25 protein-coding genes and 1 pseudogene are annotated in these 23,044 nt (G+C 72.3%); 8 read left to right on the forward strand and 18 right to left on the reverse strand.

Going from position 1 to position 23,044, the window contains the following annotated elements; genetic code table 11:
• On the reverse strand, positions 1 to 803 hold an 803-nt coding region (cbiE, locus tag AN218_RS07345; RefSeq protein ID WP_070015952.1), incomplete at its 3' end, for a precorrin-6y C5,15-methyltransferase (decarboxylating) subunit CbiE.
• A 226-nt stretch (positions 804 to 1,029) separates the two neighbouring features.
• Complete coding sequence (locus AN218_RS07350) at positions 1,030 to 1,680, reverse strand: GNAT family N-acetyltransferase (RefSeq protein WP_070015970.1); 651 nt, start codon at positions 1,678 to 1,680, stop codon at positions 1,030 to 1,032.
• A gap of 504 nt (positions 1,681 to 2,184) precedes the next feature.
• Here AN218_RS07350 and AN218_RS07355 point away from each other — a divergent pair.
• On the forward strand, positions 2,185 to 2,562 hold the full coding sequence (locus AN218_RS07355; RefSeq protein WP_070015953.1) for a hypothetical protein: 378 nt from the start codon (positions 2,185 to 2,187) through the stop codon (positions 2,560 to 2,562).
• A gap of 103 nt (positions 2,563 to 2,665) precedes the next feature.
• Positions 2,666 to 3,064 carry a hypothetical protein gene (locus AN218_RS07360; protein WP_070015971.1) on the forward strand — a complete coding sequence of 133 codons (399 nt, stop codon included), beginning with the start codon at positions 2,666 to 2,668 and terminating at the stop codon, positions 3,062 to 3,064.
• A 70-nt stretch (positions 3,065 to 3,134) separates the two neighbouring features.
• On the opposite strand, the gene AN218_RS07365 is transcribed toward AN218_RS07360, so the two are convergent.
• The 3 genes from AN218_RS07365 to AN218_RS07375 all read right to left on the reverse strand — a co-directional run bounded on the left by AN218_RS07365 (position 3,135) and on the right by AN218_RS07375 (position 5,714).
• On the reverse strand, positions 3,135 to 3,659 hold the full coding sequence (locus AN218_RS07365; protein WP_070015954.1) for a GNAT family N-acetyltransferase: 525 nt from the start codon (positions 3,657 to 3,659) through the stop codon (positions 3,135 to 3,137).
• A 122-nt stretch (positions 3,660 to 3,781) separates the two neighbouring features.
• Positions 3,782 to 4,303 carry a sigma-70 RNA polymerase sigma factor region 4 domain-containing protein gene (locus tag AN218_RS07370; RefSeq protein WP_070015972.1) on the reverse strand — a complete coding sequence of 174 codons (522 nt, stop codon included), beginning with the start codon at positions 4,301 to 4,303 and terminating at the stop codon, positions 3,782 to 3,784.
• Positions 4,304 to 4,553: 250 nt separating this feature from the next.
• Entirely contained in the window at positions 4,554 to 5,714 is a 1,161-nt protein-coding gene (locus tag AN218_RS07375; protein WP_070015955.1) for a glycerophosphodiester phosphodiesterase, read from the reverse strand.
• Positions 5,715 to 6,022: 308 nt separating this feature from the next.
• Between AN218_RS07375 and AN218_RS07380 the strand changes: the two genes are divergently transcribed.
• Together AN218_RS07380 and AN218_RS07385 are read left to right on the forward strand one after the other, a co-directional pair.
• On the forward strand, positions 6,023 to 6,703 hold the full coding sequence (locus tag AN218_RS07380) for a lysophospholipid acyltransferase family protein (protein ID WP_070015956.1): 681 nt from the start codon (positions 6,023 to 6,025) through the stop codon (positions 6,701 to 6,703).
• A 90-nt stretch (positions 6,704 to 6,793) separates the two neighbouring features.
• Positions 6,794 to 7,840 (forward strand): YihY/virulence factor BrkB family protein, encoded by a 1,047-nt coding sequence (locus AN218_RS07385; protein ID WP_070015973.1) that lies wholly within the window; start codon positions 6,794 to 6,796, stop codon positions 7,838 to 7,840.
• A 181-nt stretch (positions 7,841 to 8,021) separates the two neighbouring features.
• Here the strand turns inward: AN218_RS07385 and AN218_RS07390 are convergent, their stop codons facing one another.
• The 12 genes from AN218_RS07390 to AN218_RS07445 form a co-directional block, all read right to left on the reverse strand.
• A complete protein-coding gene (locus AN218_RS07390) occupies positions 8,022 to 8,282 on the reverse strand; it encodes a DUF4235 domain-containing protein (protein WP_079131906.1) in 261 nt (86 codons plus the stop codon).
• 5 nt (positions 8,283 to 8,287) lie between these two features.
• Complete coding sequence (locus AN218_RS07395) at positions 8,288 to 8,692, reverse strand: DUF3618 domain-containing protein (RefSeq protein ID WP_070015957.1); 405 nt, start codon at positions 8,690 to 8,692, stop codon at positions 8,288 to 8,290.
• Positions 8,689 to 9,108, reverse strand: coding sequence for a phage holin family protein (locus AN218_RS07400; RefSeq protein WP_070015958.1), 420 nt, complete (start codon positions 9,106 to 9,108; stop codon positions 8,689 to 8,691). The genes AN218_RS07395 and AN218_RS07400 overlap by 4 nt, the downstream gene beginning before the upstream one ends.
• 111 nt (positions 9,109 to 9,219) lie before the next feature.
• Positions 9,220 to 10,683, reverse strand: coding sequence for an argininosuccinate lyase (gene argH, locus AN218_RS07405; RefSeq protein ID WP_070015959.1), 1,464 nt, complete (start codon positions 10,681 to 10,683; stop codon positions 9,220 to 9,222).
• 164 nt (positions 10,684 to 10,847) lie between these two features.
• Positions 10,848 to 12,044, reverse strand: a complete 1,197-nt coding sequence (locus AN218_RS07410; RefSeq protein WP_070015960.1) for an argininosuccinate synthase — start codon at positions 12,042 to 12,044, stop codon at positions 10,848 to 10,850.
• Between the two features lie 157 nt (positions 12,045 to 12,201).
• Entirely contained in the window at positions 12,202 to 12,573 is a 372-nt protein-coding gene (locus AN218_RS07415) for a DUF488 domain-containing protein (RefSeq protein WP_070015961.1), read from the reverse strand.
• A gap of 48 nt (positions 12,574 to 12,621) precedes the next feature.
• The gene (locus AN218_RS07420) at positions 12,622 to 13,173 is read right to left on the reverse strand and encodes an arginine repressor (protein ID WP_070015962.1); all 552 of its coding nucleotides are present in this window, start codon (positions 13,171 to 13,173) and stop codon (positions 12,622 to 12,624) included.
• 22 nt (positions 13,174 to 13,195) lie between these two features.
• A complete protein-coding gene (locus AN218_RS07425) occupies positions 13,196 to 14,344 on the reverse strand; it encodes an acetylornithine transaminase (RefSeq protein WP_070015975.1) in 1,149 nt (382 codons plus the stop codon).
• A gap of 251 nt (positions 14,345 to 14,595) precedes the next feature.
• The gene (gene argB, locus AN218_RS07430) at positions 14,596 to 15,669 is read right to left on the reverse strand and encodes an acetylglutamate kinase (RefSeq protein WP_244900331.1); all 1,074 of its coding nucleotides are present in this window, start codon (positions 15,667 to 15,669) and stop codon (positions 14,596 to 14,598) included.
• Positions 15,666 to 16,820, reverse strand: a complete 1,155-nt coding sequence (argJ, locus tag AN218_RS07435) for a bifunctional glutamate N-acetyltransferase/amino-acid acetyltransferase ArgJ (RefSeq protein WP_070015963.1) — start codon at positions 16,818 to 16,820, stop codon at positions 15,666 to 15,668. The genes argB and argJ overlap by 4 nt, the downstream gene beginning before the upstream one ends.
• 82 nt (positions 16,821 to 16,902) lie before the next feature.
• Positions 16,903 to 17,931, reverse strand: a complete 1,029-nt coding sequence (gene argC / locus AN218_RS07440) for an N-acetyl-gamma-glutamyl-phosphate reductase (protein ID WP_070015964.1) — start codon at positions 17,929 to 17,931, stop codon at positions 16,903 to 16,905.
• Between the two features lie 163 nt (positions 17,932 to 18,094).
• A complete protein-coding gene (locus AN218_RS07445) occupies positions 18,095 to 19,267 on the reverse strand; it encodes an epoxide hydrolase family protein (RefSeq protein WP_070015965.1) in 1,173 nt (390 codons plus the stop codon).
• A gap of 102 nt (positions 19,268 to 19,369) precedes the next feature.
• Between AN218_RS07445 and AN218_RS07450 the strand changes: the two genes are divergently transcribed.
• The 3 genes from AN218_RS07450 (at position 19,370) to AN218_RS07460 (ending at position 21,745) form a co-directional block, all read left to right on the forward strand.
• Complete coding sequence (locus tag AN218_RS07450; RefSeq protein ID WP_070015966.1) at positions 19,370 to 19,954, forward strand: CGNR zinc finger domain-containing protein; 585 nt, start codon at positions 19,370 to 19,372, stop codon at positions 19,952 to 19,954.
• Between the two features lie 54 nt (positions 19,955 to 20,008).
• Positions 20,009 to 20,749: a VOC family protein gene (locus tag AN218_RS07455; protein WP_070015967.1), complete on the forward strand. Its 741-nt coding sequence runs from the start codon at positions 20,009 to 20,011 to the stop codon at positions 20,747 to 20,749.
• A gap of 132 nt (positions 20,750 to 20,881) precedes the next feature.
• On the forward strand, positions 20,882 to 21,745 hold the full coding sequence (locus AN218_RS07460; RefSeq protein WP_070015968.1) for a hypothetical protein: 864 nt from the start codon (positions 20,882 to 20,884) through the stop codon (positions 21,743 to 21,745).
• Here the strand turns inward: AN218_RS07460 and AN218_RS07465 are convergent.
• Positions 21,729 to 22,298 carry a histidine phosphatase family protein gene (locus tag AN218_RS07465; protein WP_070015969.1) on the reverse strand — a complete coding sequence of 190 codons (570 nt, stop codon included), beginning with the start codon at positions 22,296 to 22,298 and terminating at the stop codon, positions 21,729 to 21,731. The two genes, AN218_RS07460 and AN218_RS07465, sit on opposite strands and share 17 nt — an antisense overlap.
• Positions 22,299 to 22,415: 117 nt before the next feature.
• Here AN218_RS07465 and AN218_RS07470 point away from each other — a divergent pair.
• Positions 22,416 to 23,044, forward strand: a pseudogene (locus tag AN218_RS07470) (hypothetical protein); the annotation flags it as partial.

Genomic DNA, 23,044 nt, shown 5'->3' on the forward strand with positions numbered 1-23,044 from the left:
TGGGCGTGGGTCTGGGCGATCCCGTACGGCTGTGCGCCCTGCCCCGGCTCGTCCTCCGCGTAGAGCCCGGCGGGCAGCGCCCAACCCCGCACCGTCGGCGGGTAGTCGGTGCCGTGCGCCGCCAGCCAGCCGCTGCCGTGCCCGCCGGCCGGACCGCCGGACGCGGCGCCCTGCCCGGGGTGCGGCTCGGCCGGTCCGGTCGAACCGCCCGCCACGATCACGACGTTGGGGTCCCGCCAACTGTGGTCGGCGACCTTGTCGGAGGTGAGGACGGTGACTTCCTCGTGCTCCGTGCCCAGCGCCTCGCAGATGACGAACGTACGGTGCACCGGGCCCAGCAGCAGGGCGAGTTCGGCGGGTCCGGCGCCCGGCGAGGTGAGCACGCCGACCTTGGTGTGGGCGCGGCAGACGTTGACGGCGTGGCGCAGCGTACGGGAGTTGGCGACCACCAACTGGGCGTCGTCCCACGGCATTCCGGCGCGGGCGAAGGCCGAGGCCATGGCGGAGACGGCCGGGACCACCTCGACCTCCAGGCCGTGTTCGGGCGCCCGCAGCGTCCGTACGACGCCGAAGAAGCCCGGGTCGCCGTCCGCGAAGACGACGGCGCTGCCGCGGTGGCGGGCGATGCGGCCCGCGGCGAGGGAGACGCTGCCGAGCCTGATCTGCTCGGCGCGCGGCGGCACTTCGGGCATCTGGAGGTGGTGTGCGGCTCCCGCGACGAGCGTGGCCGCACCGAGGGCGGAGCGGGCGGGACCGGACAGCGGCGACCCGTCCCACCCGATCACGGTGACGCGGTCGGCCATCGCGCTGCTCTCCTGGGGCTCGTCGCAGGTGGGGGCTCGTCGAGCCTACCTCCGCGGCGGCGGGAGCCGGATGCCGGGTGCGGACGGTTCCGGGACGGCGGTTCCGACATGGGCGGCTACGAGGGAATCGGCCCTGCGGAAGGCGTCTCTCACCACGGACTTCGCGCGGTTCGAGCGGTTCGCGGAACTCGCGGAACCCGCGGGACGAGCGCCCCGCGCGGACGCGTCAGTGCGGCGAGTGCAGCCAGTCCGGGTAGGAGGCGTAACCGCCGGTGTCGGCGAGCTGTTCGGGGATGCCTTCGAGGTCCTCGGGCAGCAGGCTCCACACGAGCAGATCGGTGCGGATCTCCGCCCAACCGCCGTCCTCGGTACGGGTGCGCGCTATCCAGGCGTTGCGCAGCACGCCCTCGCTGATGCACCCGAGCTTCTGGGCGACCTGCTGCGCGGCGGTGTTGTCGGCCGCCGTACGCAGCTCCATCCGCTCGAACTTCTGGTCGCGGAAGAGCCATTGGGCCACGGCGAGCACCGACTCCGAGGCGTAGCCCTCGCCGCGCGCCCAGGGTGCGGTGACGTACCCGGCCTCGGCGGCGAGGATGCGCCAGTCGGTGTGGCCGAGCTGGACGAGGCCGACGAGGCGCTGCGTGAGCAGTTCGGTGACGGCGAAGACGATGCCCTCGCCCTCGGTCCGTACCGCGGGGGCGCGCCGCAGGATGAACTCCCGTGCGTCGGCGTCCCGGTAGGGCACGGGGACGGTCGTCCAGGCCGCCACCAGTTCGTCGCGCATCATCTCGGTGAGCGAGGGCACGTCCGCTTCCTCGAACGGGCGCAGCACGAGGCGGTCCGTGCTGATCGAGACGTCCGGAAAGGTCGAAGTCATGCGCCGCTCCATACGGATCGAGGGGCTGGGGTGTCACTCCCCAGAAGACCACCGCGGGGTCTGCCGGCCGTTCTGGGAGGACCGCCGACAGGGGTCCTGGGGTGCACCAGACGATTGCCGCAGTGCACAGCATGCAGCATCGGGCGCGGTGCGCGCAGTGCCCGGGACGCCCTTCGCAGGCTGGACGCGGCGCGGCGTAACGACTTGTCGATACGGGGACCTGCGCCGGGTCCCGTTCGGGGCTTCCGTGCAGGCCCGCGGCGGGCGGCGGACGGGCGCGGAGGGCGGCCGGGGAATCGGACCGTTGTGTTTCGCTTCTCCGAATTGCCTGCTGCGGGCAGGAGTTGGACCCTTCGCCCCGGAAGTGGATCAGGCCGGGGCGACATCGAACGGCGCCGGTTCCCTGCGGATCACCCCGTACGGTCGCCGGGCCGCTGCGGCACGGACCGGTACGGGACGGTCCCGCGCGAGGAGTCCCGCGGCGCCCCTTCTAGACTGCGGACCGTGTTCACGCCGCTCACCGTCGCCCTCGCCGTGGCCGCGATCGCGCTGGCCGCGTGGTGCGGCTGGGCCGCCTACCGCGATCAGCCCACCAAGGACTGGCACTTCATCGGCATGGCCGTGGTGGCGCTCCTCGGCCTCGCCCAACTCGTCGTCGGCATCGTCCGGCTGGCCACGGGCGGCGAAGCGGCGGAGGGCACGGCCATCTTCGTCGCGTATCTCGCCGCCGTCGCCGCCTGCATCCCGGTGGTGGGCCTGATCTCGCTGACGGAACGGACGCGTTGGGGCTCGCTGACCGTCGCCGCCGGGGCGCTGGTGCTGGCGGTGCTCCAGGCGCGGCTGCACGAGATCTGGGGAGGGGGCGGTCCGGGTGGCGCCTGAACCACAGCGGTCACAGGACCCGCAGGAACCACAGAATTCGCAGGAGCCACAGCGGCCGGGCGGCGGCCCGCAGGAGCGGGGCGAGCCCGCGCGGCGCGCAGGCATCGGCAAGGGACCCGGCACGCTGCTCGTCACGCTCTACGGCATCTTCACCGTCGGCGCCGCCTCCCGCTCGATCGTCCAGCTCACCACCCGCTTCGACGAGGCGCCCCTGGCCTATGTGCTCTCGGCCGTGGCCGCGCTCGTCTACGCGTTCATCACGCTGTCCCTCGTACGGGGCGGGGAGCGGGCGCGCAGGGCGGCGTTCGGCTGCTGCTGCGTGGAGTTGCTGGGGGTGCTGGCGGTGGGCACCTGGACGCTGGTGGAACCCTCCGCCTTCCCCGACGCGACCGTGTGGTCGGACTACGGCATGGGCTATCTCTTCATCCCGGTCGTCCTGCCGGTCACGGGCCTGATCTGGCTGCGGCGCTCCCGTACCGGCGAGCCCGGCCGGACGAGCTGAACGGACGGAACCGGCGGGACAGTTGGGACCGCTGGGACCGCTGGGACGGGCCGGCGCGGGCTGAACCCCGTCAGGCGCCGACGCCGACGGCCGTCGCGCCGCCCGCCGCCGTCCCGACGTCCTTCGTCATCGCCGTCAGCCTCACCTTCCGGTCCCGCTCGGTGCCGGTGCCGGTGCCGGACGCGGTGTAGCCGCACTTCCGGTACAGCCGCAGATTGCCGCTGCGGTGCCCGGTGACGAGGTGGTAGCGCTTGGCGTCCCGCTCCCGTGCCAGCCGTTCCTCGATGGCGGCCAGCAGACGCCCGCCGAGGCCGTGCCGCTGAAGGCGCGGGTGTACGCAGAGCCGGTCGATGCGGGCGGTGCCGTCGGGGTCGACCGAGCCCCGCACGGAGCCGACGACCTCCTCGCCGAGCCGGGCCACCAGCACGCAGCCGGCGGCCATTTCGGCGCGCAGCGCGTCGAGGGTCTGGGTGAGCGGAGCGATGGCGTAGTCGCCGTACGCCTCCGCTTCGCTCTGGAAGCACAGGTACTGCAGCTTGAGGATGTGCTCGGCGTCGCCTTCGACCGCCGCAGAGATGGTCACACTCATGCCCATGTGCGCCTGCCTCCCCTGATCATGGTGCGTCCGGGCGCGGGCCGGTGTTCGAGGGGTGGCCGCGCGCCCGGACTCTGTCCGCCCTGGTGACGCCGATTGCTGTCCGCAGCATTCCCCCGAGTTCACGTCCCGCAATCCGACGCCGCGAGCATTGTGCGCAGGCAACCCAGACATCGGGAACGAACCGGCCCCAGGCTGCCCTGTGACATTCCCAACTCACCTGCTGCTTCGGCGTAGGTGAGGTCTCTGCCGGAGAAGAGCGTCCGCAGCACCTCGGGGCACGGACCGGGCAGCCCGGCGACCGCCTCGGCGAGCAGCCGCCACCGCTCGGCGGCCAGCACCACCGCCTCCGCGGACGGCTCCTGCGCGAATCCGGCCTCCGGCAGCGGTGCCTCGCGGTTGCGGCGGCGCCGTGCCCGGCGCGACTCGGCGCGTACGGCGCTGCGCACCCAGCGCGCGGACGGCACGGCCTGGACGGACGGTACGGAAGTGACGGCCGGTACGGACTGCGCCGGACGGCCCGCCGCCCGCGCCTCACTGTCCGTACCGGGGCTTGACTCCAACCAGCGCAGCCATACGGCCTGTTGGAGCTCCTCCGGGTCCTCGCCCGAGGCCGCCGCCTCCGCGGCGCACTCGGCGGCCATTAGTTCCGGCAGCTCCGGCAGCTCCGGCCACACGCCGCCGGCACCCGCGCGGTGGCGGGTGCCGGAGTTATGGCCTGCGGGGAGACCGGCGGCGGTACGGGGATCGGTCGCGGCACGGAAAGTGCTGCCGGAGCGGTGGTTCATGCAGGCCGCAACGCCCCGCGCACCTCCGGCCGTTGCCGGGCGGCGGCGATGCCACCCCACCGAGTGACGTGTGACGCCGCTGCCGCCCGGCTCTGCCGGAGCCGGGTCAGCCCGCCCGGAAGTCCTCCGCCGCGAGCAGCGCCGTGTCGGCGTTGTCGGAGAAGATCCCGTCGATGCCCGTACGGAAGTACGCGCTGAACGCCCCGAACGCGTCACCGTAGGCGTTCGGGTCCGAACCCCGCCGGAACTCGGTGGGCAGGAAGGTGTTCTCGTTCCGCATCGTGTACGGGTGCAGGATCAGCCCCTGCGCGTGCGCGTCCCGTACGAGCGTGGTCGGCTCGCCGAGGCTGCCGTCGTCCTTCTTCGGGATGACGAGATCGACCAGCGGGCCGATGCCGTCGGCGAAGCGTGCCATCCACTTCAGCCCCTCCGGCGTGACCAGGTCGGCCACCGTCCGCGGGTCGCCGGCCTCCACGAAGTCCCAGGGCTGGGAGTCGGGTGCGTCCAGCAGACAGACGCCGGGGCAGTCCACCAGCGTCTTCAGCTTCCGGATGCTGCCGGGCTCGAAGGACTGCACGAAGTTCGGGGAGTCGGCGCGGTGCCGCCCGTACTTGCGCAGCAGCTTCGCCAGCCGCGGCTCCAGCTCCATGCCGAGCTTGCGGAAGTAGGTGGGGTGCTTGGTCTCGATGTGCAGCCACACGGGACGGCCGCGCCGCTTGCCCTCCTTCTGCGCCCACTTCAGGACGTCCTCGAAGACCGGCACCTCCCAGCGCCCGTCGTAGAGGGTGTTGCGCTGGCGGTTCTCCGGGATGCGCTCCTTCGCGCGCAGCGTGCGCAGCTCGGCGAGGGTGAAGTCCTCGGTGAACCATCCCGTCAGCTTCTGCCCGTCGACCGTCTTCGTCGTCTTGCGGCCCGCGAACTCCGGGTGGTCGGCGACGTCCGTGGTGGCCGTGATGTCGTTCTCGTGACGGCAGACCAGATGTCCGTCCTTGGTGGGCACCACGTCCTGCTCGATCACGTCCGCGCCCATCTCCAGGGCGAGTTGGTACGAGCCGAAGGTGTGCTCCGGCCGGTAGCCGCTGGCGCCGCGGTGCCCGATCACCGCGGGGACGGGCAGCCCCTTGCCGCCGTGCCGGTCCTTCCCGCGTCCCCCGCTGCGTTCCTCCGCGAGCGCGCTCCCGCCCGTACCGACCGTGGCCGCGCCTGCCGCGCCCAGTACGGCCGCTCCGAGCACGAGTCTCCGACCCGGCTGCTGCTCCTGTCCCATGGGCTCTCCTCAGCTCCGTTGCACGTGTGTTCCGTACGCCTGAACGCGGACGGTTCCTGCGTACGACTGGCTGATCGTAGGTCGGGCCCGCGTACGGGAGGGAGGCGTAGCGCCGAACATGCGGGAAACACGGCCAAGATGACACTCCGACGCACTCGGGCACGGCGGTCGGGAGACGGCGAAGAGACGTTATTCCGTGTCAACTCCGTGTATCGGTCCCATGACCCCGGTGTGCGCGCCGCCTGCGGCGGCAAGTATCGTCCTCACCTGCGCGGGTCCGCGCACGACGACACCGACCGGAGGAACCGTTGTCCCGTTTCCGTCTGATCAAGGCACTGCTCGGCCCGCTGCTGCGGCTGCTGTTGCGCCCGCAGGTGGAAGGGGCTGAGCGGATTCCCGCGCACGGCCCGGTGATTCTCGCCGGCAACCACCTCACGTTCATCGACTCGATGGTGCTGCCGCTGGTCACCCGGCGTCAGGTGTTCTTCATCGGCAAGGACGAGTACGTGACGGGCCGCACCCTCAAGGGCCGCCTCATGGCGTGGTTCTTCACCGGCGTCGGCATGATCCCGGTCGACCGCGACGGCGGCCGGGGCGGTGTCGCTGCGCTGATGACGGGCCGCCGCATCCTCGACGAGGGCCAGGTCTTCGGCATCTACCCGGAGGGCACCCGCTCCCCCGACGGCCGCCTCTACCGGGGCCGTACGGGCATCGCCCGGCTCGCGCTGATGACCGGCGCCCCCGTGGTGCCGTTCGCGATGATCGGGACGCGCGAGATCCAGCCGGACGGCAAGGGCATTCCGCGCCCGGCACCCGGCAGGCGCATCGGGGTGCGCTTCGGCGACCCGCTGGACTTCACCCGGTACGAGGGCATGGACCGCGACCGCTACGTCCTGCGCGCCGTGACGGACGAGGTGATGAGCGAGGTCATGTGCCTGTCCGGCCAGGAGTACGTCGACATCTACGCGACGAAGGCGAAGGCGGCCTGACGCACGCCGGGCGGCCCCGGCCGGGTGACGGTCCGGGTGACGTGGCCCCGGCGCGGATTGGGCGGCGGCCGCGCGGTGCACCCGCGCGGCATGCCGGAAACAGGTGAGAACGGCCCCGGGCGCGGACCGCGCCCCGAGACGGAACGGGCCGCCGCGGACAGTCCCACCGCACTGGGCGGGCGGTCCTGGAAGGCCGTGCTGCGGCGCACGGTACGGGAGTTCACGGACGACGAGCTGAGCGACCGCGCCGCGGCGCTCACGTACTACGCGGTCCTCTCGATCTTCCCGGCGCTGCTGGTGCTCGTCTCCGTGCTCGGCATCCTCGGCAAGGGCTCGATCGACGCGATCCTCGGAAACGTCGCGAAGTTCGCGCCCGGCTCGGTCCGCGACGTCCTCACCCACGCCGTGCGGAACCTGGAGGGCAGCAGCAGCACCGGCAGCGTCCTGGCCGTCGTGGGGCTGCTCGGCGCGCTGTGGTCGGCGTCCAACTACGTGGCGGCGTTCATGCGTACGGCCAACGTGGTCTACGACCTGCCGGAGGGCCGTCCCGTATGGAAGACGACGCCTCTGCGGCTCGGGCTGACGCTGCTGCTGATGCTCGTTCTCGCCGTCGGCACGCTGCTCGTCGTCTTCACCGGCCCGCTCGCCCGCCGGGCCTCGGACGCGCTGGGCCTGGGCGGTACGGCGCTGACCGTCTGGAACTACGCGAAGTGGCCGGTGCTGCTGCTCCTGGTCGCGCTGATGATCGCGCTGCTGTACTGGGCGGCGCCGAACGTGAAGGGACGCGGACTGCGCTGGGTCACGCCGGGCAGCGCGCTGGCGGTGCTGATCTGGCTGGCCGCCTCGGCGGGCTTCGCGGTATACGTGGCCAACTTCAGCTCGTACAACAAGACGTACGGGACGCTGGCGGGCGTCATCATCTTCCTGGTCTGGCTGTGGATCACCAATCTGGCCGTCCTGCTGGGCCTGGAGTTCGACGCGGAACTGGCGCGGCAGCGCGCCGTCAGCGGCGGACACCCCAGCGGCGAGGAGCCGTATGTGACGCCGCGCGACACCCGTAAGTGGCCCGGCTCCCGGGACGGCGAGGAGGGTCGCGACGACGGGCAGGGCGAGGGCGGGCCGCACCGGGCGGCGTAGCGGGCGGGGCGGCGGGCCGCAGGGTCCGTGGCCGAGCGTCGCCGTCCACGCATGAAGGGGCGCCGGGCCGCCTGCCGCGGCTCCGGCGCCTTCGCCGGCTCCCCTGCTCCGTAGCGCCGTCACGCACGAAGTGCCGTACCGGCACGGCCCGTTGTGCCGTCCGGTCCGTACACCCGTGACGTCAGGCCGGCCAGGTCCCCGTCAGACCGCGGACGCCGGTGGCGCCGCTGCGGTGGATGACGGCCTTGACCACGGCCGCGAGCGCGCCCTTGAGCGCGACGGCCGGGAGGATCTGCTTCCAGGCGCGCTCCTCGTCGGAGGCGTCCGGAACGTCGTCCTCGTGCGCGACCGCCTTCCAGACCTTGCTGAAGAGCGCGCTGGCGATCATGCCGCCGAGCAGGCCGGAGAGGATCGCGAAGGGCTTGTAGAGCGCTTTGACCACACCGCTCACCTCCTTCCGCACATCCCGGACTTCCGCTTGGCGCCGAGCTTTCCGAGGGCGCCGTGCCTGCGGTGCGTCCAGTGGCCGCGGCCCGAGAACTGCTGCCGGTGCAGCACGAGGTAGATCACCAGCGCCGCGGCGCCGAGTCCGCCCACGGCGGCGATGGCCGGGCCGGGCCGCGTGAAGCCGCGGTTCGCGGCCTCCTCCGCCGTGTGCTGCACACGGGCCTTGGCCTCGTTGGCCTCGAAGAGGGCCTTGGACTTGGCGTGCGCGGCCATCTCCCGCGCATGCGCCTTGACGTCCGCCTTGCCCGCCAGCTCCGCGACGGTGTCGGCCAGCTCCTCGCGGGCCTGCTCCACCTCGGCCCTGAGCTGCCGGCTGTCGGGGGCGGTGCCGGACTTGCGCGTCATCGCTGGGCTCCTTCCCTGATCGCATCGACATCGGCCTTGACGCTGTCGATGGTCCTCTCGGGTTTCGCCGGCCCGGCCGAGCCCAGCTCACGCTTCCCCACCAGGGCCAGCACGGCGGCCGTCAGCAGCAGCCCGCCGGCCACGATCAGGGCCGCCGCCCATACGGGAAGCGCCACGGATATGCCGGCGATCGCGGCGAAGACCATCGCCCACAGGGCCAGCAGCCCCATGATCGCGGCCCCGCCGAACATGCCGCCGCCGAAGCCGGCGTGCTTGCCCTTCTCCTTCATCTCGGCCTGCGCGAGACGCATCTCGCTGCGCACCACGTCGCTGAGCTGCTGCGAAGCCTGCTTGGTCAGCTCGGCGACCGTGCTGTGGTTCGTCTCGTCCGGCCGGTGACGCACAGATCCGATCATCAGGTCTCGCCTCGCTTCGTATCGGAGGCCCCTCGGGTGCCCGTACGCGAGACGGCTACGCGTGAGCCGCGTCGGCCCCGGTCAGCGCCGGTCAGCCCTGGTCGGCCCCGGTCAGCGCCGGTCGGCGGCCCAGGCGTGCTGCGCGCCGAGGTCCTCGCGTACCTCGGCGAGCTGGCGGGCCACCGCCGAGGGCGCCGTGCCGCCGCGTCCGTCGCGGGAGGCGAGGGCTCCGGGGACGGTCAGGACCTCGCGTACCCGCGGCCCGAGGTGCGGGGAGATCGCCGCGAACTGCTCGTCCGTGAGCTCGTCCAGCTCGATGCCCTCGCGCTCGCAGACCCGTACGCACTCGCCCGCGACCTCGTGCGCCACCCGGAAGGGGACGCCCTCGCGCACCAGCCACTCGGCGATGTCCGTGGCCAGCGAGAAGCCCGCGGGCGCCAGCTCCGCGAGGCGTTCGCGGTGCACGGTGAGCGTCGCGAGCATCCCCGTGAAGGCGGGCAGCAGCATTTCGAGCTGGTCGCAGGAGTCGAAGACGGGCTCCTTGTCCTCCTGGAGGTCGCGGTTGTACGCGAGGGGCAGGGCCTTGAGCGTGGCCAGCAGCCCCGTGAGGTTGCCGATCAGCCGCCCGGACTTGCCCCGCGCCAGCTCGGCGATGTCCGGGTTCTTCTTCTGCGGCATGATCGACGAGCCCGTGGAGAAGGCGTCGTGGAGGGTGACGAAGGAGAACTCCTTGGTGTTCCAGAGGATGATCTCCTCGGCGATCTTCGAGATGTCGACCGCCGTCATCGCCGTGATGAAGGCGAACTCGGCGACGAAGTCCCGCGAGGCCGTCCCGTCGATCGAGTTCGCGGACGAGCCGTGCTCGAAGCCCAGGTCGGCGGCGACCGCCTCCGGGTCCAGGCCGAGCGAGGACCCGGCCAGCGCGCCGGAGCCGTACGGGGAGACGGCGGTGCGCGCGTCCCACTGGCGCAGCCGCTCGGCGTCCCGGGAGAGGGCCTGGGCGTGGGCGAGGACGTGGTGGGCGAAGAGCACGGGCTGGGCGTGCTGGAGGTGCGTACGGCCGGGCATCGCCACGTCGGGGTGGGCCTCGGCGAGGCCGACGAGCGCTTCCTGCAGCTCGGCGAGGAGGCCGCCGAGGATGCGGGCGTGGTCGCGCAGATACATCCGGAAGAGCGTGGCGACCTGGTCGTTGCGGGAGCGGCCCGCGCGCAGCTTGCCGCCCAGGTCGGGGCCGAGGCGCTCCAGCAGGCCGCGCTCCAGCGCGGTGTGCACGTCCTCGTCGGCGACGGTGCCGGTGAACGAGCCGTCGGCGACGTCCCGTTCGAGCTGGTCGAGCCCGTCGGTCATCCGCGTCAGTTCGTCGGCGGTCAGCAGTCCGGCCTTGTGCAGCACACGGGCGTGCGCGCGCGAGCCGGCGATGTCGTACGGGGCGAGGCGCCAGTCGAAGTGCACGGACGCGGAGAGCTTCTCCAGCGCCTCGGAGGGACCGTCGGCGAAGCGCCCGCCCCACAGCCGTACGTCCTGGCCTGCCCCTGGGGCCCCGGCATCGGTCCGCGGCGCTTCGTTCCCGGTCATGGGGGTGTTCTCCTCGGTGCTTCTCGGCGCTCGCGGGCGCCCGGCGGTGCTGGGTCGTGCTCGGTGGTGCGCGTGGCGCAGACCGCCTCCCCGCCGGGTGCGGCGGGGAGGCGGCCAGGGTGTGGCTGTGAACGGCCCTGGCGGTGGGCCGGGTTGGACGAAGACTACTGGGCCAGGTCCCGCTTCGCGGCGATCTTGCTGGACATGCCGAACAGCTCGATGAAGCCCTTGGACATCGACTGGTCGAAGGTGTCGCCGCTGTCGTACGTCGCGAGGTTGAAGTCGTACAGGGACTGCTGGGAGCGCCGTCCCGTGACGACGGCCCGGCCGCCGTGCAGCGTCATCCGGATGTCGCCGCTGACGTGCTCGCTGGCCTCGTCGATGAAGCCGTCCAGGGCGCGCTTGAGCGGGGAGAACCACAGGCCGTCGTAGACGAGTTCGGCCCACCGCTGCTCCACCTGCCGCTTGTAGCGGGCCAGTTCGCGTTCGACGGTGACGTTCTCCAGCTCCTGGTGCGCGGTGATGAGCGCGATGCCGCCCGGCGACTCGTACACCTCGCGGGACTTGATGCCCACGAGCCGGTCCTCGACCATGTCGATCCGGCCGACTCCCTGGGCGCCCGCCCGGTCGTTGAGCTGCTGGATCGCCTGGAGGACGGTCACGGGCCTGCCGTCGAGGGCGACGGGGACGCCCTTCTCGAAGGTGACGACGACCTCGTCGGCCTCCCGCGGGGTGGCCGGGTTCTCGGTGTACTCGTAGACGTCCTCGATCGGCGCGTTCCAGATGTCCTCCAGGAAGCCGGTCTCGACGGCCCGGCCGAAGACGTTCTGGTCGATGGAGTACGGCGACTTCTTGCTCGTCGCGATGGGCAGGCCCTTCTCCTCGCAGAAGGCGATCGCCTTGTCCCGGGTCATCGCGTAGTCCCGTACGGGGGCGATGCACTTGAGGTCGGGGGCGAGGGAGGAGATGCCCGCCTCGAAGCGGACCTGGTCGTTGCCCTTGCCGGTGCAGCCGTGGGCGACGGTGGAGGCGCCGTGCTTGTGCGCGGCGGCCACGAGGTGCTTGACGATGGTGGGCCGGGAGAGGGCCGAGACCAGGGGGTAGCGGTCCATGTAGAGCGCGTTGGCCTTGATCGCCGGGAGGCAGTACTCGTCGGCGAACTCCTCCTTGGCGTCCGCCACTTCGGCCTCGACGGCGCCACAGGCGAGAGCGCGCTTGCGGATCACGTCCAGGTCCTCGCCTCCCTGGCCGACATCGACGGCGACGGCGACGACCTCGGCCCCGGTCTCCTCGGCGATCCAGCCGATGCAGACGGAGGTGTCAAGGCCGCCGGAGTAGGCGAGTACGACGCGCTCAGTCACGGGGTTCTCCTTACAGTGCATACGCTGATGGGCATAAGTATGCACTCCCCCGTATGTCTCGTCAAAGCAGCAGGTCAGAGGCGGAGGGGCGGGTCGGGGAGGAGGGAGAACGGACGGAGGGGAACGGACGGGGGAACGCCCGGCCGGGAGGATGCGGTCAGCCGCCGAGCTCCTCGCGGAGCACCGCGACATGGCTGTAGTCGAGCTGCTCCTCCTTCACGGCGGTCAGCAGCGTCACCGTGCCGCCGTCCACATGCGAGCGGAGCCGGTCCAGATATTCGTGCTTCTCGGGCTCGGCGAGTTCGGCACGGTAGCGCTCGGCGAACTCCCCGAAGCGTTCCGGATCGTGCCCGTACCACTTGCGCAGCCCGGTCGAGGGCGCGATCTGCCGGACCCACTCGTCCAGCCGCGCGTCCTCCTTCTTCATGCCGCGCGGCCACACCCCGTCGACGAGCACCCGCAGCCCGTCCTGCCGGGGGCTGGCCTTGTCGTAGACGCGCCGTACCCGCACATGCTTCGTCTGTGTCATGTCTCCAGGGTGGGACAGCGGCGGACGCTCCGCGCGGCGCGGGCCGGCTCAGTGCTCCTTCTGCGCCAGGTTCAGCAGATGGCCGGCGAGGGCCTGCCCGCCGTCGGGGGCGCGGCTGATGAGCAGCAGGGTGTCGTCCCCGGCGATGGTGCCGATGATGTCGTGGATGCCCGCCTGGTCGATGGCGGAGGCGAGGAACTGGGCCGCGCCCGGGGGCGTGCGCAGGACCACCAGATTCGCCGACGCCTCGGCGGAGATGAGGAGTTCGCCGGCGAGCCGGGCCATGCGGGCCTCGCTCGCCGACTCCCCCAGCGGGGCCTTCGGCGTACGGTCGCCGCCCTCGCCGGGCACCGCGTAGATCAGCTCGCCGCCGGTGTTGCGGATCTTCACCGCGCCCAGTTCGTCGAGGTCGCGCGAGAGGGTGGCCTGTGTGACGGAGAGTCCGTCGTCGGCGAGGAGCTTGGCGAGCTGGCTCTGGGAGCGCACCGGCTGCCGGTTGAGGATGTCGACGATCCTGCGGTGCCGTGCCGTACGGGTCTGCGGTACGGCCTGGCCTCCGTAGCCCCCCAACTGCTGCTCCTGCGCGTACCCCTCGGTCATCGGCCCGGTCCCCTTCGGCTCATCAGCTCTTCTTCCCGCCGTCCACCGCGTCCAGGATCGCGGGGAGAGCCCCGACGAGAGCGTCCACCTCGCCGTCGGTCACGATCAGCGGCGGAGCGAGCCGTACGACATCCGGCGCGACCGCATTGACCAGGAACCCCGTGTCCTGAGCCGCTTGTTGCACTTCCGGTGCGACGGGCTCGGTGAGCACGATACCCAGCAGCAGTCCCGCGCCGCGGACCTGCTCGACGAGCGGATGTCCGATCGACCAGATCCCGTCACGGAGGCGGTCGCCCAACCGCCTCGCGCGCGCGGGCAGTTCCTCCTCGGCGAGGGTGCGCAGCACCGCCAGCGCAGCGGCGCACGCGACCGGATTGCCGCCGAAAGTGGAGCCGTGCTGACCCGGGGTCAGCAGCTCCGCGGCCTCGTCGAAGAACAGGGCCGCGCCCAGCGGGAGTCCGCCGCCCAGACCCTTGGCAAGGGTGATGACGTCGGGTTTCACGCCCTGCGCCTGGCAGGCGAACCAGTGGCCGGTACGCCCCACACCTGTCTGGATCTCGTCGACGACGAGCAGCGTTCCGGTGGCGCGGGTGATCTCGCGGGCCGCGGCGAGATAGCCCTCGGGGGGTACGACGACACCGTTCTCGCCCTGCACCGGTTCGACGACGAAGAGCGCCGTGTCGGTGGTGACGGCCGCCCGCAGCGCCTCGGTGTCGCCGTAGGGCACATGTGTGACGTCGCCGGGCAGCGGCTCGAACGGCGCCTGCTTCGCGGGCTGTCCGGTCAGCGCGAGCGCGCCCATGGTGCGGCCGTGGAAGCCGCCCTCGGTGGCGACCATGTGCGTACGGCCCGTACGCCGGCCGGCCTTGACCGCCGCCTCGATCGCCTCGGCGCCGGAGTTGCAGAAGTAGACGCGGCCCGGACGGCCCGCCAACTCCAGCAGCCGCTCGGCGAGTTCGACGGGCGGTTCGGCGATGAAGAGGTTCGAGACGTGGCCGAGCGTGGCGATCTGGTCGGAGACGGCGCGGACGACCGCGTCGTGGGCGGTGCCCAGCGCGTTGACGGCGATGCCGCCGGTGAAGTCCGTGTAGGCCCTGCCCTGCGCGTCCCACAGGGTGCTGCCCTGACCGTGGGTCAGGGGGATGCGCGGGGTGCCGTAGTTGTCGGTCATGGACGAGCACCAGCGGGCGGTGAGCGCGGAGTTGGCGCCGCCGGGAGCGGCAGCGGAGCGGGCGGAGGGGACGCGGGCGGCGGGTGCGCCGTCTGCGGGGGCGGCGGCCGGTGCGGCGCCCGGCTTCTCGGCCGGTGCCTCGGGGGCGGGGGCCTCGGCGGCCATGTCGGGGCCGGTGGGGTCGGGGCCGGTGGCCTCCGTCCCGCTCTGCTCCTGCGGGGGCTCCGCCCCGTCGCGTCCGTGCGTGGTGGTCATGGCGTGGGCTCCCCCTCGCGCTTGTCCGGGACGACCATGGTGCCGATGCCCTCGTCGGTGAAGATCTCCAGCAGGATCGAGTGCGGTACGCGGCCGTCCAGGACGCGCGCGGTGCGCACTCCGTTGCGTACGGCGTGCAGACAGCCCTCCATCTTCGGGACCATGCCGCTCGCCAACTCCGGGAGCAGCGTCTCCAGTTCGGCGGCGGTCAGTTCGCTGACGACCTCGTCGCTGTCCGGCCAGTCCGCGTACAGACCCTCGACGTCGGTGAGCACCATCAGCGTCTCGGCTCCGAGGGCGGCGGCGAGCGCGGCGGCCGCGGTGTCGGCGTTGACGTTGTAGACGCCGGTGTCCTCGGACGGGTCGGCGCTGCGTGCGATCGAGGAGATGACGGGGATGCGGCCGTCGTCCAGCAGCGCGCGGACCGCTCCGGTCTCGATGCTGTCGATCTCCCCGACGCGGCCCAAGTCGACGGTCTCGCCGTCGACTTGGGCGTAACGTTTGGTCGCGGCCATGATGTGCGCGTCCTCGCCGGTCATGCCGACGGCGAGCGGTCCGTGCCGGTTGAGCAGGTTGACCAGTTCGCGCTGCACCTGGCCCGCGAGGACCATCCGTACGACGTCCATCGTCTCCGGAGTGGTCACGCGCAGACCCGCCGTGAACTCCGACTCCAGCCCCAGCCGCGCCAGTTGGGCGCTGATCTGCGGGCCGCCGCCGTGTACGACGACGGGACGCAGACCGGCCTGGCGGAGGAAGACGACGTCCTGGGCGAACGCGGCCTTCAACTCCTCGTCGACCATGGCGTTGCCGCCGAACTTGATGACGACGGTCTTGCCGTTGTGCCGCGTGAGCCAGGGCAGCGCCTCGATGAGCGTCCGCGCCTTGGGGAGGGCGGTGTGCCGCCGGGTGGGATGCCCCGGCGGGACCGACGAGGGCGACGACGCCGGCGGCGCCGAAGTGCCGCCCGCCGTCGCGGAGTTGAGCGGGTCGTTGGACGGGGAGTTGGACGGGGAGTTGGACACCTCGTCGGACGAAGGGTCGGACGGAGCGTCGGTGAACCGTTCGTTCATGAGCTGTACGCGCTGTTCTCGTGGACGTAGTCGGCTGTCAGATCGTTGGTCCAGATGACGGCGGACGCGGAGCCCTCGGCCAGATCGGCGGTGATGCGCACCTCGCGGAAGCGCATGTCGACCTTGTCGCGGTCCTCGCCGACGGAGCCGTTCTGGCACACCCATACGCCGTTGACGGCGACGTTGAGCCGGTCCGGCTCGAAGGCCGCGCCGGTGGTGCCGATCGCCGAGAGCACCCGCCCCCAGTTCGGATCCTCGCCGTGCACCGCGCACTTGAGCAGATTGTTGCGGGCGATCGAGCGGCCGACCTCGACGGCGTCCCCCTCGTCCGCGGCGTTCACGACCTCGATGCGGATGTCCTTCGAGGCGCCCTCCGCGTCATGGATGAGCTGCTGGGCGAGGTCGTCGCAGACCGTCCGTACAGCCTCGGTGAACTCCCCCTGCTCCGGGGCGACTTCACTCGACCCGGAGGCGAGCAGCAGCACCGTGTCGTTGGTGGACAGACAGCCGTCGGAGTCGATGCGGTCGAAGGTCGTACGGGACGCCTCGCGCAGCGCGGCGTCGAGCCCCGCGGCGTCCACGTCGGCGTCCGTGGTGAGGACGACGAGCATGGTGGCGAGCGACGGCGCGAGCATGCCCGCGCCCTTGGCCATGCCGCCGACCGTCCAGCCTCCCTCGCCCCGCGCCACGGACGTCTTGTGCACCGTGTCGGTGGTCTTGATCGCGAGGGCGGCCTTCTCGCCCCCGTACTCCGAGAGCCGCTCCGCGGCGGCCCCGACTCCCGGCAGCAGCTTGTCCATCGGGAGGCGGGTACCGATCAGGCCCGTCGAGCAGACGGCGACCTCGGCGGCGCCGTGGCCGAGCGCGGAGGCGGCCTCCTCCGCCGTGGCGTGGGTGTCCTGGAAGCCCAGCGGACCCGTACAGGCGTTGGCGCCACCGGAGTTGAGGACGACGGAGGAGACCCGGCCGCCCCGCAGCACCTGCTGCGACCAGAGCACCGGGGCGGCCTTGACGCGGTTGGCGGTGAAGACGCCAGCCGCCGCGCGGCGCGGTCCGTCGTTGACGACGAGCGCCAGGTCCGGTCCGCCGCTGTCCTTGATCCCGGCCGCGACGCCCGCCGCCCGGAATCCCTTCGCCGCTGTCACGCTCACTGTGCTTCTCCGTTCACTGGGCCCGCCGCGACGGGCACGTCGGCCGCGGCGGCTTCGGCTGCGGTCGTCGGGGTACGGACGGTCACGGCGCCGTCCCGGCGGCGGGCAGCCCGAGCCCTTCGGGGAGCCCGAGGGCGATGTTCATGCTCTGCACCGCGCCGCCCGCGGTGCCCTTGGTGAGGTTGTCGACGGCGCCGACGACGACGATCCGGCCGGCGTCCCGGTCGAGGGCGAACTGCATCCGGACGCTGTTGGATCCGTACACCGACCCCGTGGACGGCCACTCCCCCTCGGGCAGCAGCGTCACGAACTGCTCGTCCTGGTAGGCCTTTTCGTACGCCGCCCGCACCTGCTGCGCCGTCGTGCCCGGGCGCGCGCGGGCGCTGCACGTGGCGAGGATGCCGCGGGGCATGGGCGCGAGGGTCGGTGTGAAGGAGACGCTGACGTGCTCACCGGCCGCCGCCGAGAGGTTCTGCACCATCTCCGGTGTGTGCCGGTGCACGCCGCCGACACCGTACGGGCTCATCGAGCCCATCACCTCGCTGCCGAGCAGATGCGGCTTGAGCGCCTTGCCCGCGCCGGAGGTGCCGGTCGCCGCGACGACCACCGCCTCCGGTTCGGCCAGCCCGGCCGCGTAGGCCGGTACGAGCGCAAGGGAGACCGCCGTGGGATAGCAACCCGGGACCGCGATGCGTTTGGACCCCACCAACGCGGCGCGGGCCCCGGGCAGTTCGGGAAGGCCGTAGGGCCAGGTGCCGGCGTGCGGGCTGCCGTAGAAGCGCTCCCACGCCTGCGGGTCGGAGAGCCGGAAGTCCGCGCCGCAGTCGACCACGAGCACGTCCTCGCCCAACTCCCGTGCGAGCGCGGCGGACTGGCCGTGCGGCAGCGCGAGAAAGACGACGTCGTGCCCGGACAGTGCCGCGACGGTGGTCTCCTCCAGCACGCGGTCCGCGTACGGCCCAAGATGGGGCTGGAGCGAGCCGAGACGGCTGCCCGCGTTGGACCCCGCGGTGAGCGCGCCGGGCTCGACCTCGGGGTGCCCGGCCAGCAGGCGCAGAATCTCCCCGCCCGCGTAACCGCTCGCCCCCGCGACCGCTGCTCGTAGTGCCATCGTCCCTCCTCGTCGCCAGCATGACTATACGCAGAGCAGCACTTTTATGCAAAGCGACGACGATGGGCCGGCAGCTCCCTGACGAGCCCCGCTCATCGAGCGCCGGGTCGTCGGGCCGGAGTCACCGAGCAGGAGTCACCGGGCAGGGTTCACGGAGCGGGGTTCACCGGGCGGCGGCCAGCACCGCCGCGAGGCCCTCCCGCAGATCTCTGACGAAATGCCCGGGAACCTCCAGCGACGGAAAATGCCCCCCGACGTCGGGCGACCTCCATCGGACGATCTGCCGGTACCGCTCCTGCGCCCAGGGGCGCGGGCACTTCTCGATGTCGCGCGGATACATGGTGATCGCCGTCGGGACGTCGACCCGGAGTCCGGGGTCGAGCGAGTTGTGGCTTTCCCAGTAGATGCGGGCCGCCGATGCGCCGGTCCGCGTCAGCCAGTACAGGGTGACGTCGTCGAGAACGCGGTCTCGGGAAATCGCCTCGAACGGACTGTCCTCGGTGTCCGACCACTCGGCGAACTTGTCGAGGATCCAGGCGAGAAGCCCGACCGGTGAGTCGACGAGCGAGTAGCCGACGGTCTGCGGCCGGGTCGCCTGCTGCTTCGCGTACGCGGCACGGTGGTGCCAGAAGTCCCGGGTCTGCTCGGTCCATTCGCGCTCGGCCGCCGTCAGCCCGTCCGTCGTCAATCCGGGCGGTCCCTCCGCGAACGTCGTGTGGATGCCGAGAACGTGCTCCGGGAACCGGCCGCCCAGAACCGTCGTGATGTTCCCTCCCCAATCGCCGCCGTGGGCCGTGAACGTGCCGTAGCCGAGCCGCCCCATCAGCTCGACCCATGCGGCCGCGATCTTCTCCGTTCCCCACCCGGCGGTGTCCGGCTTGTCGCTGTAACCGAAGCCCGGGAGCGACGGGGCCACGACATGGAAGGCCGGCGCCTCTGCGTCGTCCGGATCCGCCAACTCCTCCACCACGTCGACGAATTCGGCGACGCTGCCCGGCCAGCCGTGCGTCAGGACCAGGGGAACGGCGTCCGCGCGCGCGGACCGGCGGTGCAGGAAGTGGATTCCCAGACCGTCGACGGTCGTACGGAACTGGCCGATCCGGTGGAGGCGCGCCTCGAACGACCGCCAGTCGTATCCGGTGCGCCAGTAGTCCACGAGACCGGCGAGGTCGGCGAGCGGAACGCCCTGTGCCCACCGGCGAGGGCCGGGCTCGGCGCGATGGACCGTCTCGGCCTCCGGCAGCCGCGCCGCGGCCAGCCGCGCCCGCAGATCCTCGAGATCGGCATCGGTCGCGCGGGCTTCGAATGCTTGCACGTCGCTGGCGGGACGGGACATGGGACCTCCTGGCCATGTGGGACCGGCTACGACCTCACGTAGAACCGGCTAAGACGGTTCTACCGGTCTTCGCGCCGGGCGGCAACCGGCTATGGTGGTTCCATGCCCGCTGAGTTCCCTGACTTCCGCCTCGGCAGCGTGCTGGCGACGAGCTTCACGGGGACGCTGTCGGAGCGTCTCGGCAACGCCGTGGAGCGCATCCCCACGCCGCAGCGACTCGTCGACTGGCTGGCGGTGAACGGTCTCGACGTGGACTCCTGCACCACTGCACAGCTCGAACTCGCCCGGGAGCTGAGGGAGTCGATCCATCTCGCCGCGACAGCGGCCGCGCTCCACGACGCTCTCCCGGCGTCTGCCGTCCACGTCATCAACGACCGCAGCGCCCAGGGCCGGGCCGCTGCGTTCCTGACGCCCGAGGGCGAGCGGCAATGGCGGCTCGGCTCGGCCTCCCGCGTGGAGGACGCCCTCGGCGTGATCGCCGCCGACGCGATCGGCATCATCGCGGGCGAACGAGACGGAAGGCTGGCCTTGTGCGCCTCACCGACGTGCCAAGCCGCCTTCTTCGACACCAGCCGAAGCCGCACCCGCAGATGGTGCGACATGAACACCTGCGGAAACCGCGAGAAGAAGGCGCGCTTCCTCGCCAACCAGCGCAAGAACCCCAGGTCCCCCAGGTCGGCGCAGTGATCGCCGACTCGGCAGCGCCAAGCCGACCCGACGCGGGTGCATAGGATCGCCGGTATGGCGCTGCGACCGGTGCAGGTGAACATCAAGGCCCTCGACCATGCGGCGGTCGGCCGCTTCTGGGCGGAGGCCCTCGGCTGGCCCGCCCACAGCCCGGGCGTGACCACCTACACCGGACCCGCAGGCGGCTCGGTCTGGCCGGAGCCGGCCGGGCTGGGCATCGACGTCGTCCCCGTACCGGAAGGCAAGACGCCGGCGAAGAACCGCATGCACCTCGATCTCGCCACCGACTCGGCGGCCCACCAGGCGGAGTTGGTAAAACGCCTCCGGTCGCTCGGGGCGAGGCCCGCCCATGTCGGTCAGGGCGCGGTGCCCTGGACGGTGCTCGCCGACCCCGAGGGCAACGAGTTCTGCGTCCTGGAGCCACGGGAGTCCTACCGGGACACCGGACCGGTCGCCGCGGTGGTGGTCGACTGCGCGGATCCGCGGGCCCTGGCCCGGTTCTGGGACGAGGCGACGGACTGGAGCTTGCACGAAGTGACCGGCGAACACGCGGTGTTCCGCTCCGCCGAGGGCACCGGACCGTACCTCGAGTTCCTCCGCACACCCGACAGGAAGAGCGTGCCGGACCGCGTCCACCTCGATCTGCTGCCGTACCCCGGCGACGACAAGGCGGCGGAGGTGTCCCGGCTGCGGGCGCTCGGCGCCACCGACCTCGACCTCGGCCAGGGCGAGGTCCCCTGGACGTGTCTGGCCGACCCGGAGGGCAATCGGTTCTGCGTCCTCGGCCCGTCCTGACGCCGTAAGTCCCCGCGCCGTACGGTGCGTTGAGGCCCTGCGGGCGCGGCCGTACCCGCGGCAGCGTGCGAACGCAGGAACGCAGAAGAACGCAGCAGGACGCAGAAGAACGCAGCAGGGGGAGGAAGCGCGATGGATGCCGGACCGCCGGTGCTGTGGCTGGGCGGGGCGCCCGGGGCGGGCAAGACGACCGTGGCCCGGCTGCTCGCGCGGCGGCACGGGCTGCGCTGGTACAGCGCCGACGCGCACACCTGGGAGCACCGCGACCGCGCGCTCGCGGAGGGGCACCCCGGTGCCGTCCGCTGGGAGTCGCTCTCCCGTACGGAGCGCTGGACGGGCACGGACGAGGAGCTGCTGGCGATGTCCCTGCACCGTGAGCGCGGTGCGATGATCGCGGACGACGTACGCGCTCTTCCGCCCGGCCCCCTGACGATCGCCGAGGGCACACCCGTCACGCCCGCCGCCGTCGCCGCCGCCGTCCCCGCCGTCGACCGCGCGCTGTGGCTGCTGCCCACTCCGGCCGTGCAGCGCGACCGGCTGCTGCGGCGCGGGATGTCACCGGAGGACGGCGCCTTCCGGCTCTACCGGCGGCTGCTCACGGAGATCGAGGACGAGGTCGCGTCGTACGGCGTCCGCACGCTGACCCTCGACGGGACGCAGAGCCCCGAGGAGACCGCGGCCGCCGTGGAGCAGGTCTTCGCGGACGCCCTCGCCGAGGGACCGAAGGCGGCGTCGGCGCCGGAGCGCCGCGCGCTGCTGCGGCACGGGAACCGGGCCGTCGTCGTACAGCATCAGCAGTTCTTCGCCCGGCCCTGGGCACCGCCGGATCCCGGGACGCAGCAGTGGCCCTTCGCGTGCGAGTGCGGCGAGACGAGCTGCGCCGAGGACGTCGGGATGGCACCCGCGCGCTTCCCGTGCCCGCCGGATCCGGCCTCGCCGCCCGTACTCGCCCCGGGGCACGACTGCCCGCCGTGGCCCGTCAGCTCTCCAGGCTGAGGCTCCACTCCCCGGCCCGTCCGGAGAGCGTGACGACGGCGAGCGGCTGGGCGTCGATGTGCCAGTAGGCCTGCGGCGGCGCCTTGAGGACGTAGCACACGGCGGCCCGCATCACGGCGGGCTCGGTCACCGCGACCATCCAACTGCCGTCGTTCGCGGGGCGGGTGTCGAGCCAGCCGCCGATCCGCTGGATGAAGTTGACCATGGACTCGCCGCCGTGCGGCGCGGAGCGCGGGTCCGCCAGCCACCCCTGTACGGCCTGCGGCTCACGCGCGGCGACCTCCCGCAGGGTGTAGCCGTTCCAGCGGCCCATGTCGCAGTCCCGCAGCGCCGGTTGGGCGAGCGGCGCGAGGCCCAGGGAGTGGGCGGTCTCGCGGCAGCGCACGGACGGCGAGCAGTAGCGCAGCTCGGCGGCGGCCAGATGGGAGAGCTTCGGTCCGGCCGCCTGCACCTCGTGCCATCCGGCGGCGTCGAGCGAGCGGCTGTCTCCGAACCGCACGTCGAGCACTGACGAGCTGCGGCTGGATGCCAGCAGGGTGAGGCGAAGGGCCATCCGGCGATCGTAGAACGAGACCGGCGGGTCTTCGATAGGACCTTTGTCATTCCCGTGCCTGCTCGGGGGCCCTTCTTGGGAGATCTCCGGTGGACACCGCCCCGGCACGGCGGTGCAATGAAGACGCGGACCGGCAAAGCCGTCACGGGCGTCATGGACGTCATCGGTGCCGAAGCGGCCATAGCGGTCACGGCCCCGTCGCCGCCCCGCCCCGGACGGTGGCGCGTACCGGCGCGGCAGCGGTCACGGGAGTGTGCGGTCGTGGAACTGGACGAGGTGGCGGACGAGTTGTACGGGCTGCGGCCGCAGGAGTTCACCGCCGCCCGTGACGAGCGGGCGCGGCGCGCCCGCGCCGACGGGCAGCGGGAGTTGGCCGCGGACATCCGGTCGCTGCGGCGCCCCACGGCGGCCGCGTGGGCGAGCAATCTGCTGGTACGGGAACAGGGCGAGCAGGTCGCGCCGCTGCTGCGCCTCGGCGAGGAACTGCGTGGGGCCCATCGCCGTCTCGACGGCCGGGAGTTGCGCACCCTCTCGCACCGGCAGCACCAGCTCGTCGACGCGCTGGCGGGGAAGGCCGCCGCGCTCGCCTCGGACGCCGGTTCGCCGCTGGGTCAGCAGGCGCGGCAGGAGGTCGCGCAGACGCTGCACGCGGTGCTGGCGGATCCGGACGCGGCGCGTGAGTGGGCCGCCGGGCGGCTGTCGAAACCGCTGGCCGCCGCCCCGGGGTTCGAGGCCGCGGCACGCGA

It is taken from the genome of Streptomyces nanshensis (assembly GCF_001751255.1).
GTDB classification, from domain to species: domain Bacteria; phylum Actinomycetota; class Actinomycetes; order Streptomycetales; family Streptomycetaceae; genus Streptomyces; species Streptomyces nanshensis_A.

Bases quoted from the DNA above. Each gene is read 5' to 3' on its own strand.
- AN218_RS07350 (WP_070015970.1), bottom strand. From the start codon at position 1,680: ATGACTTCGACCTTTCCGGACGTCTCGATCAGCACGGACCGCCTCGTG.
- AN218_RS07365 (WP_070015954.1), bottom strand. From the start codon at position 3,659: ATGGGCATGAGTGTGACCATCTCTGCGGCGGTCGAAGGCGACGCCGAG.
- AN218_RS07370 (WP_070015972.1), bottom strand. From the start codon at position 4,303: ATGGCCGCCGAGTGCGCCGCGGAGGCGGCGGCCTCGGGCGAGGACCCG.
- AN218_RS07375 (WP_070015955.1), bottom strand. From the start codon at position 5,714: ATGGGACAGGAGCAGCAGCCGGGTCGGAGACTCGTGCTCGGAGCGGCC.
- AN218_RS07385 (WP_070015973.1), top strand. From the start codon at position 6,794: ATGCCGGAAACAGGTGAGAACGGCCCCGGGCGCGGACCGCGCCCCGAG.
- AN218_RS07395 (WP_070015957.1), bottom strand. From the start codon at position 8,692: ATGACGCGCAAGTCCGGCACCGCCCCCGACAGCCGGCAGCTCAGGGCC.
- AN218_RS07400 (WP_070015958.1), bottom strand. From the start codon at position 9,108: ATGATCGGATCTGTGCGTCACCGGCCGGACGAGACGAACCACAGCACG.
- argH (WP_070015959.1), bottom strand. From the start codon at position 10,683: ATGACCGGGAACGAAGCGCCGCGGACCGATGCCGGGGCCCCAGGGGCA.
- AN218_RS07415 (WP_070015961.1), bottom strand. From the start codon at position 12,573: ATGACACAGACGAAGCATGTGCGGGTACGGCGCGTCTACGACAAGGCC.
- AN218_RS07420 (WP_070015962.1), bottom strand. From the start codon at position 13,173: ATGACCGAGGGGTACGCGCAGGAGCAGCAGTTGGGGGGCTACGGAGGC.
- AN218_RS07425 (WP_070015975.1), bottom strand. From the start codon at position 14,344: ATGACCGACAACTACGGCACCCCGCGCATCCCCCTGACCCACGGTCAG.
- argB (WP_244900331.1), bottom strand. From the start codon at position 15,669: ATGAACGAACGGTTCACCGACGCTCCGTCCGACCCTTCGTCCGACGAG.
- argC (WP_070015964.1), bottom strand. From the start codon at position 17,931: ATGGCACTACGAGCAGCGGTCGCGGGGGCGAGCGGTTACGCGGGCGGG.
- AN218_RS07445 (WP_070015965.1), bottom strand. From the start codon at position 19,267: ATGTCCCGTCCCGCCAGCGACGTGCAAGCATTCGAAGCCCGCGCGACC.
- AN218_RS07450 (WP_070015966.1), top strand. From the start codon at position 19,370: ATGCCCGCTGAGTTCCCTGACTTCCGCCTCGGCAGCGTGCTGGCGACG.
- AN218_RS07455 (WP_070015967.1), top strand. From the start codon at position 20,009: ATGGCGCTGCGACCGGTGCAGGTGAACATCAAGGCCCTCGACCATGCG.
- AN218_RS07460 (WP_070015968.1), top strand. From the start codon at position 20,882: ATGGATGCCGGACCGCCGGTGCTGTGGCTGGGCGGGGCGCCCGGGGCG.
- AN218_RS07465 (WP_070015969.1), bottom strand. From the start codon at position 22,298: ATGGCCCTTCGCCTCACCCTGCTGGCATCCAGCCGCAGCTCGTCAGTG.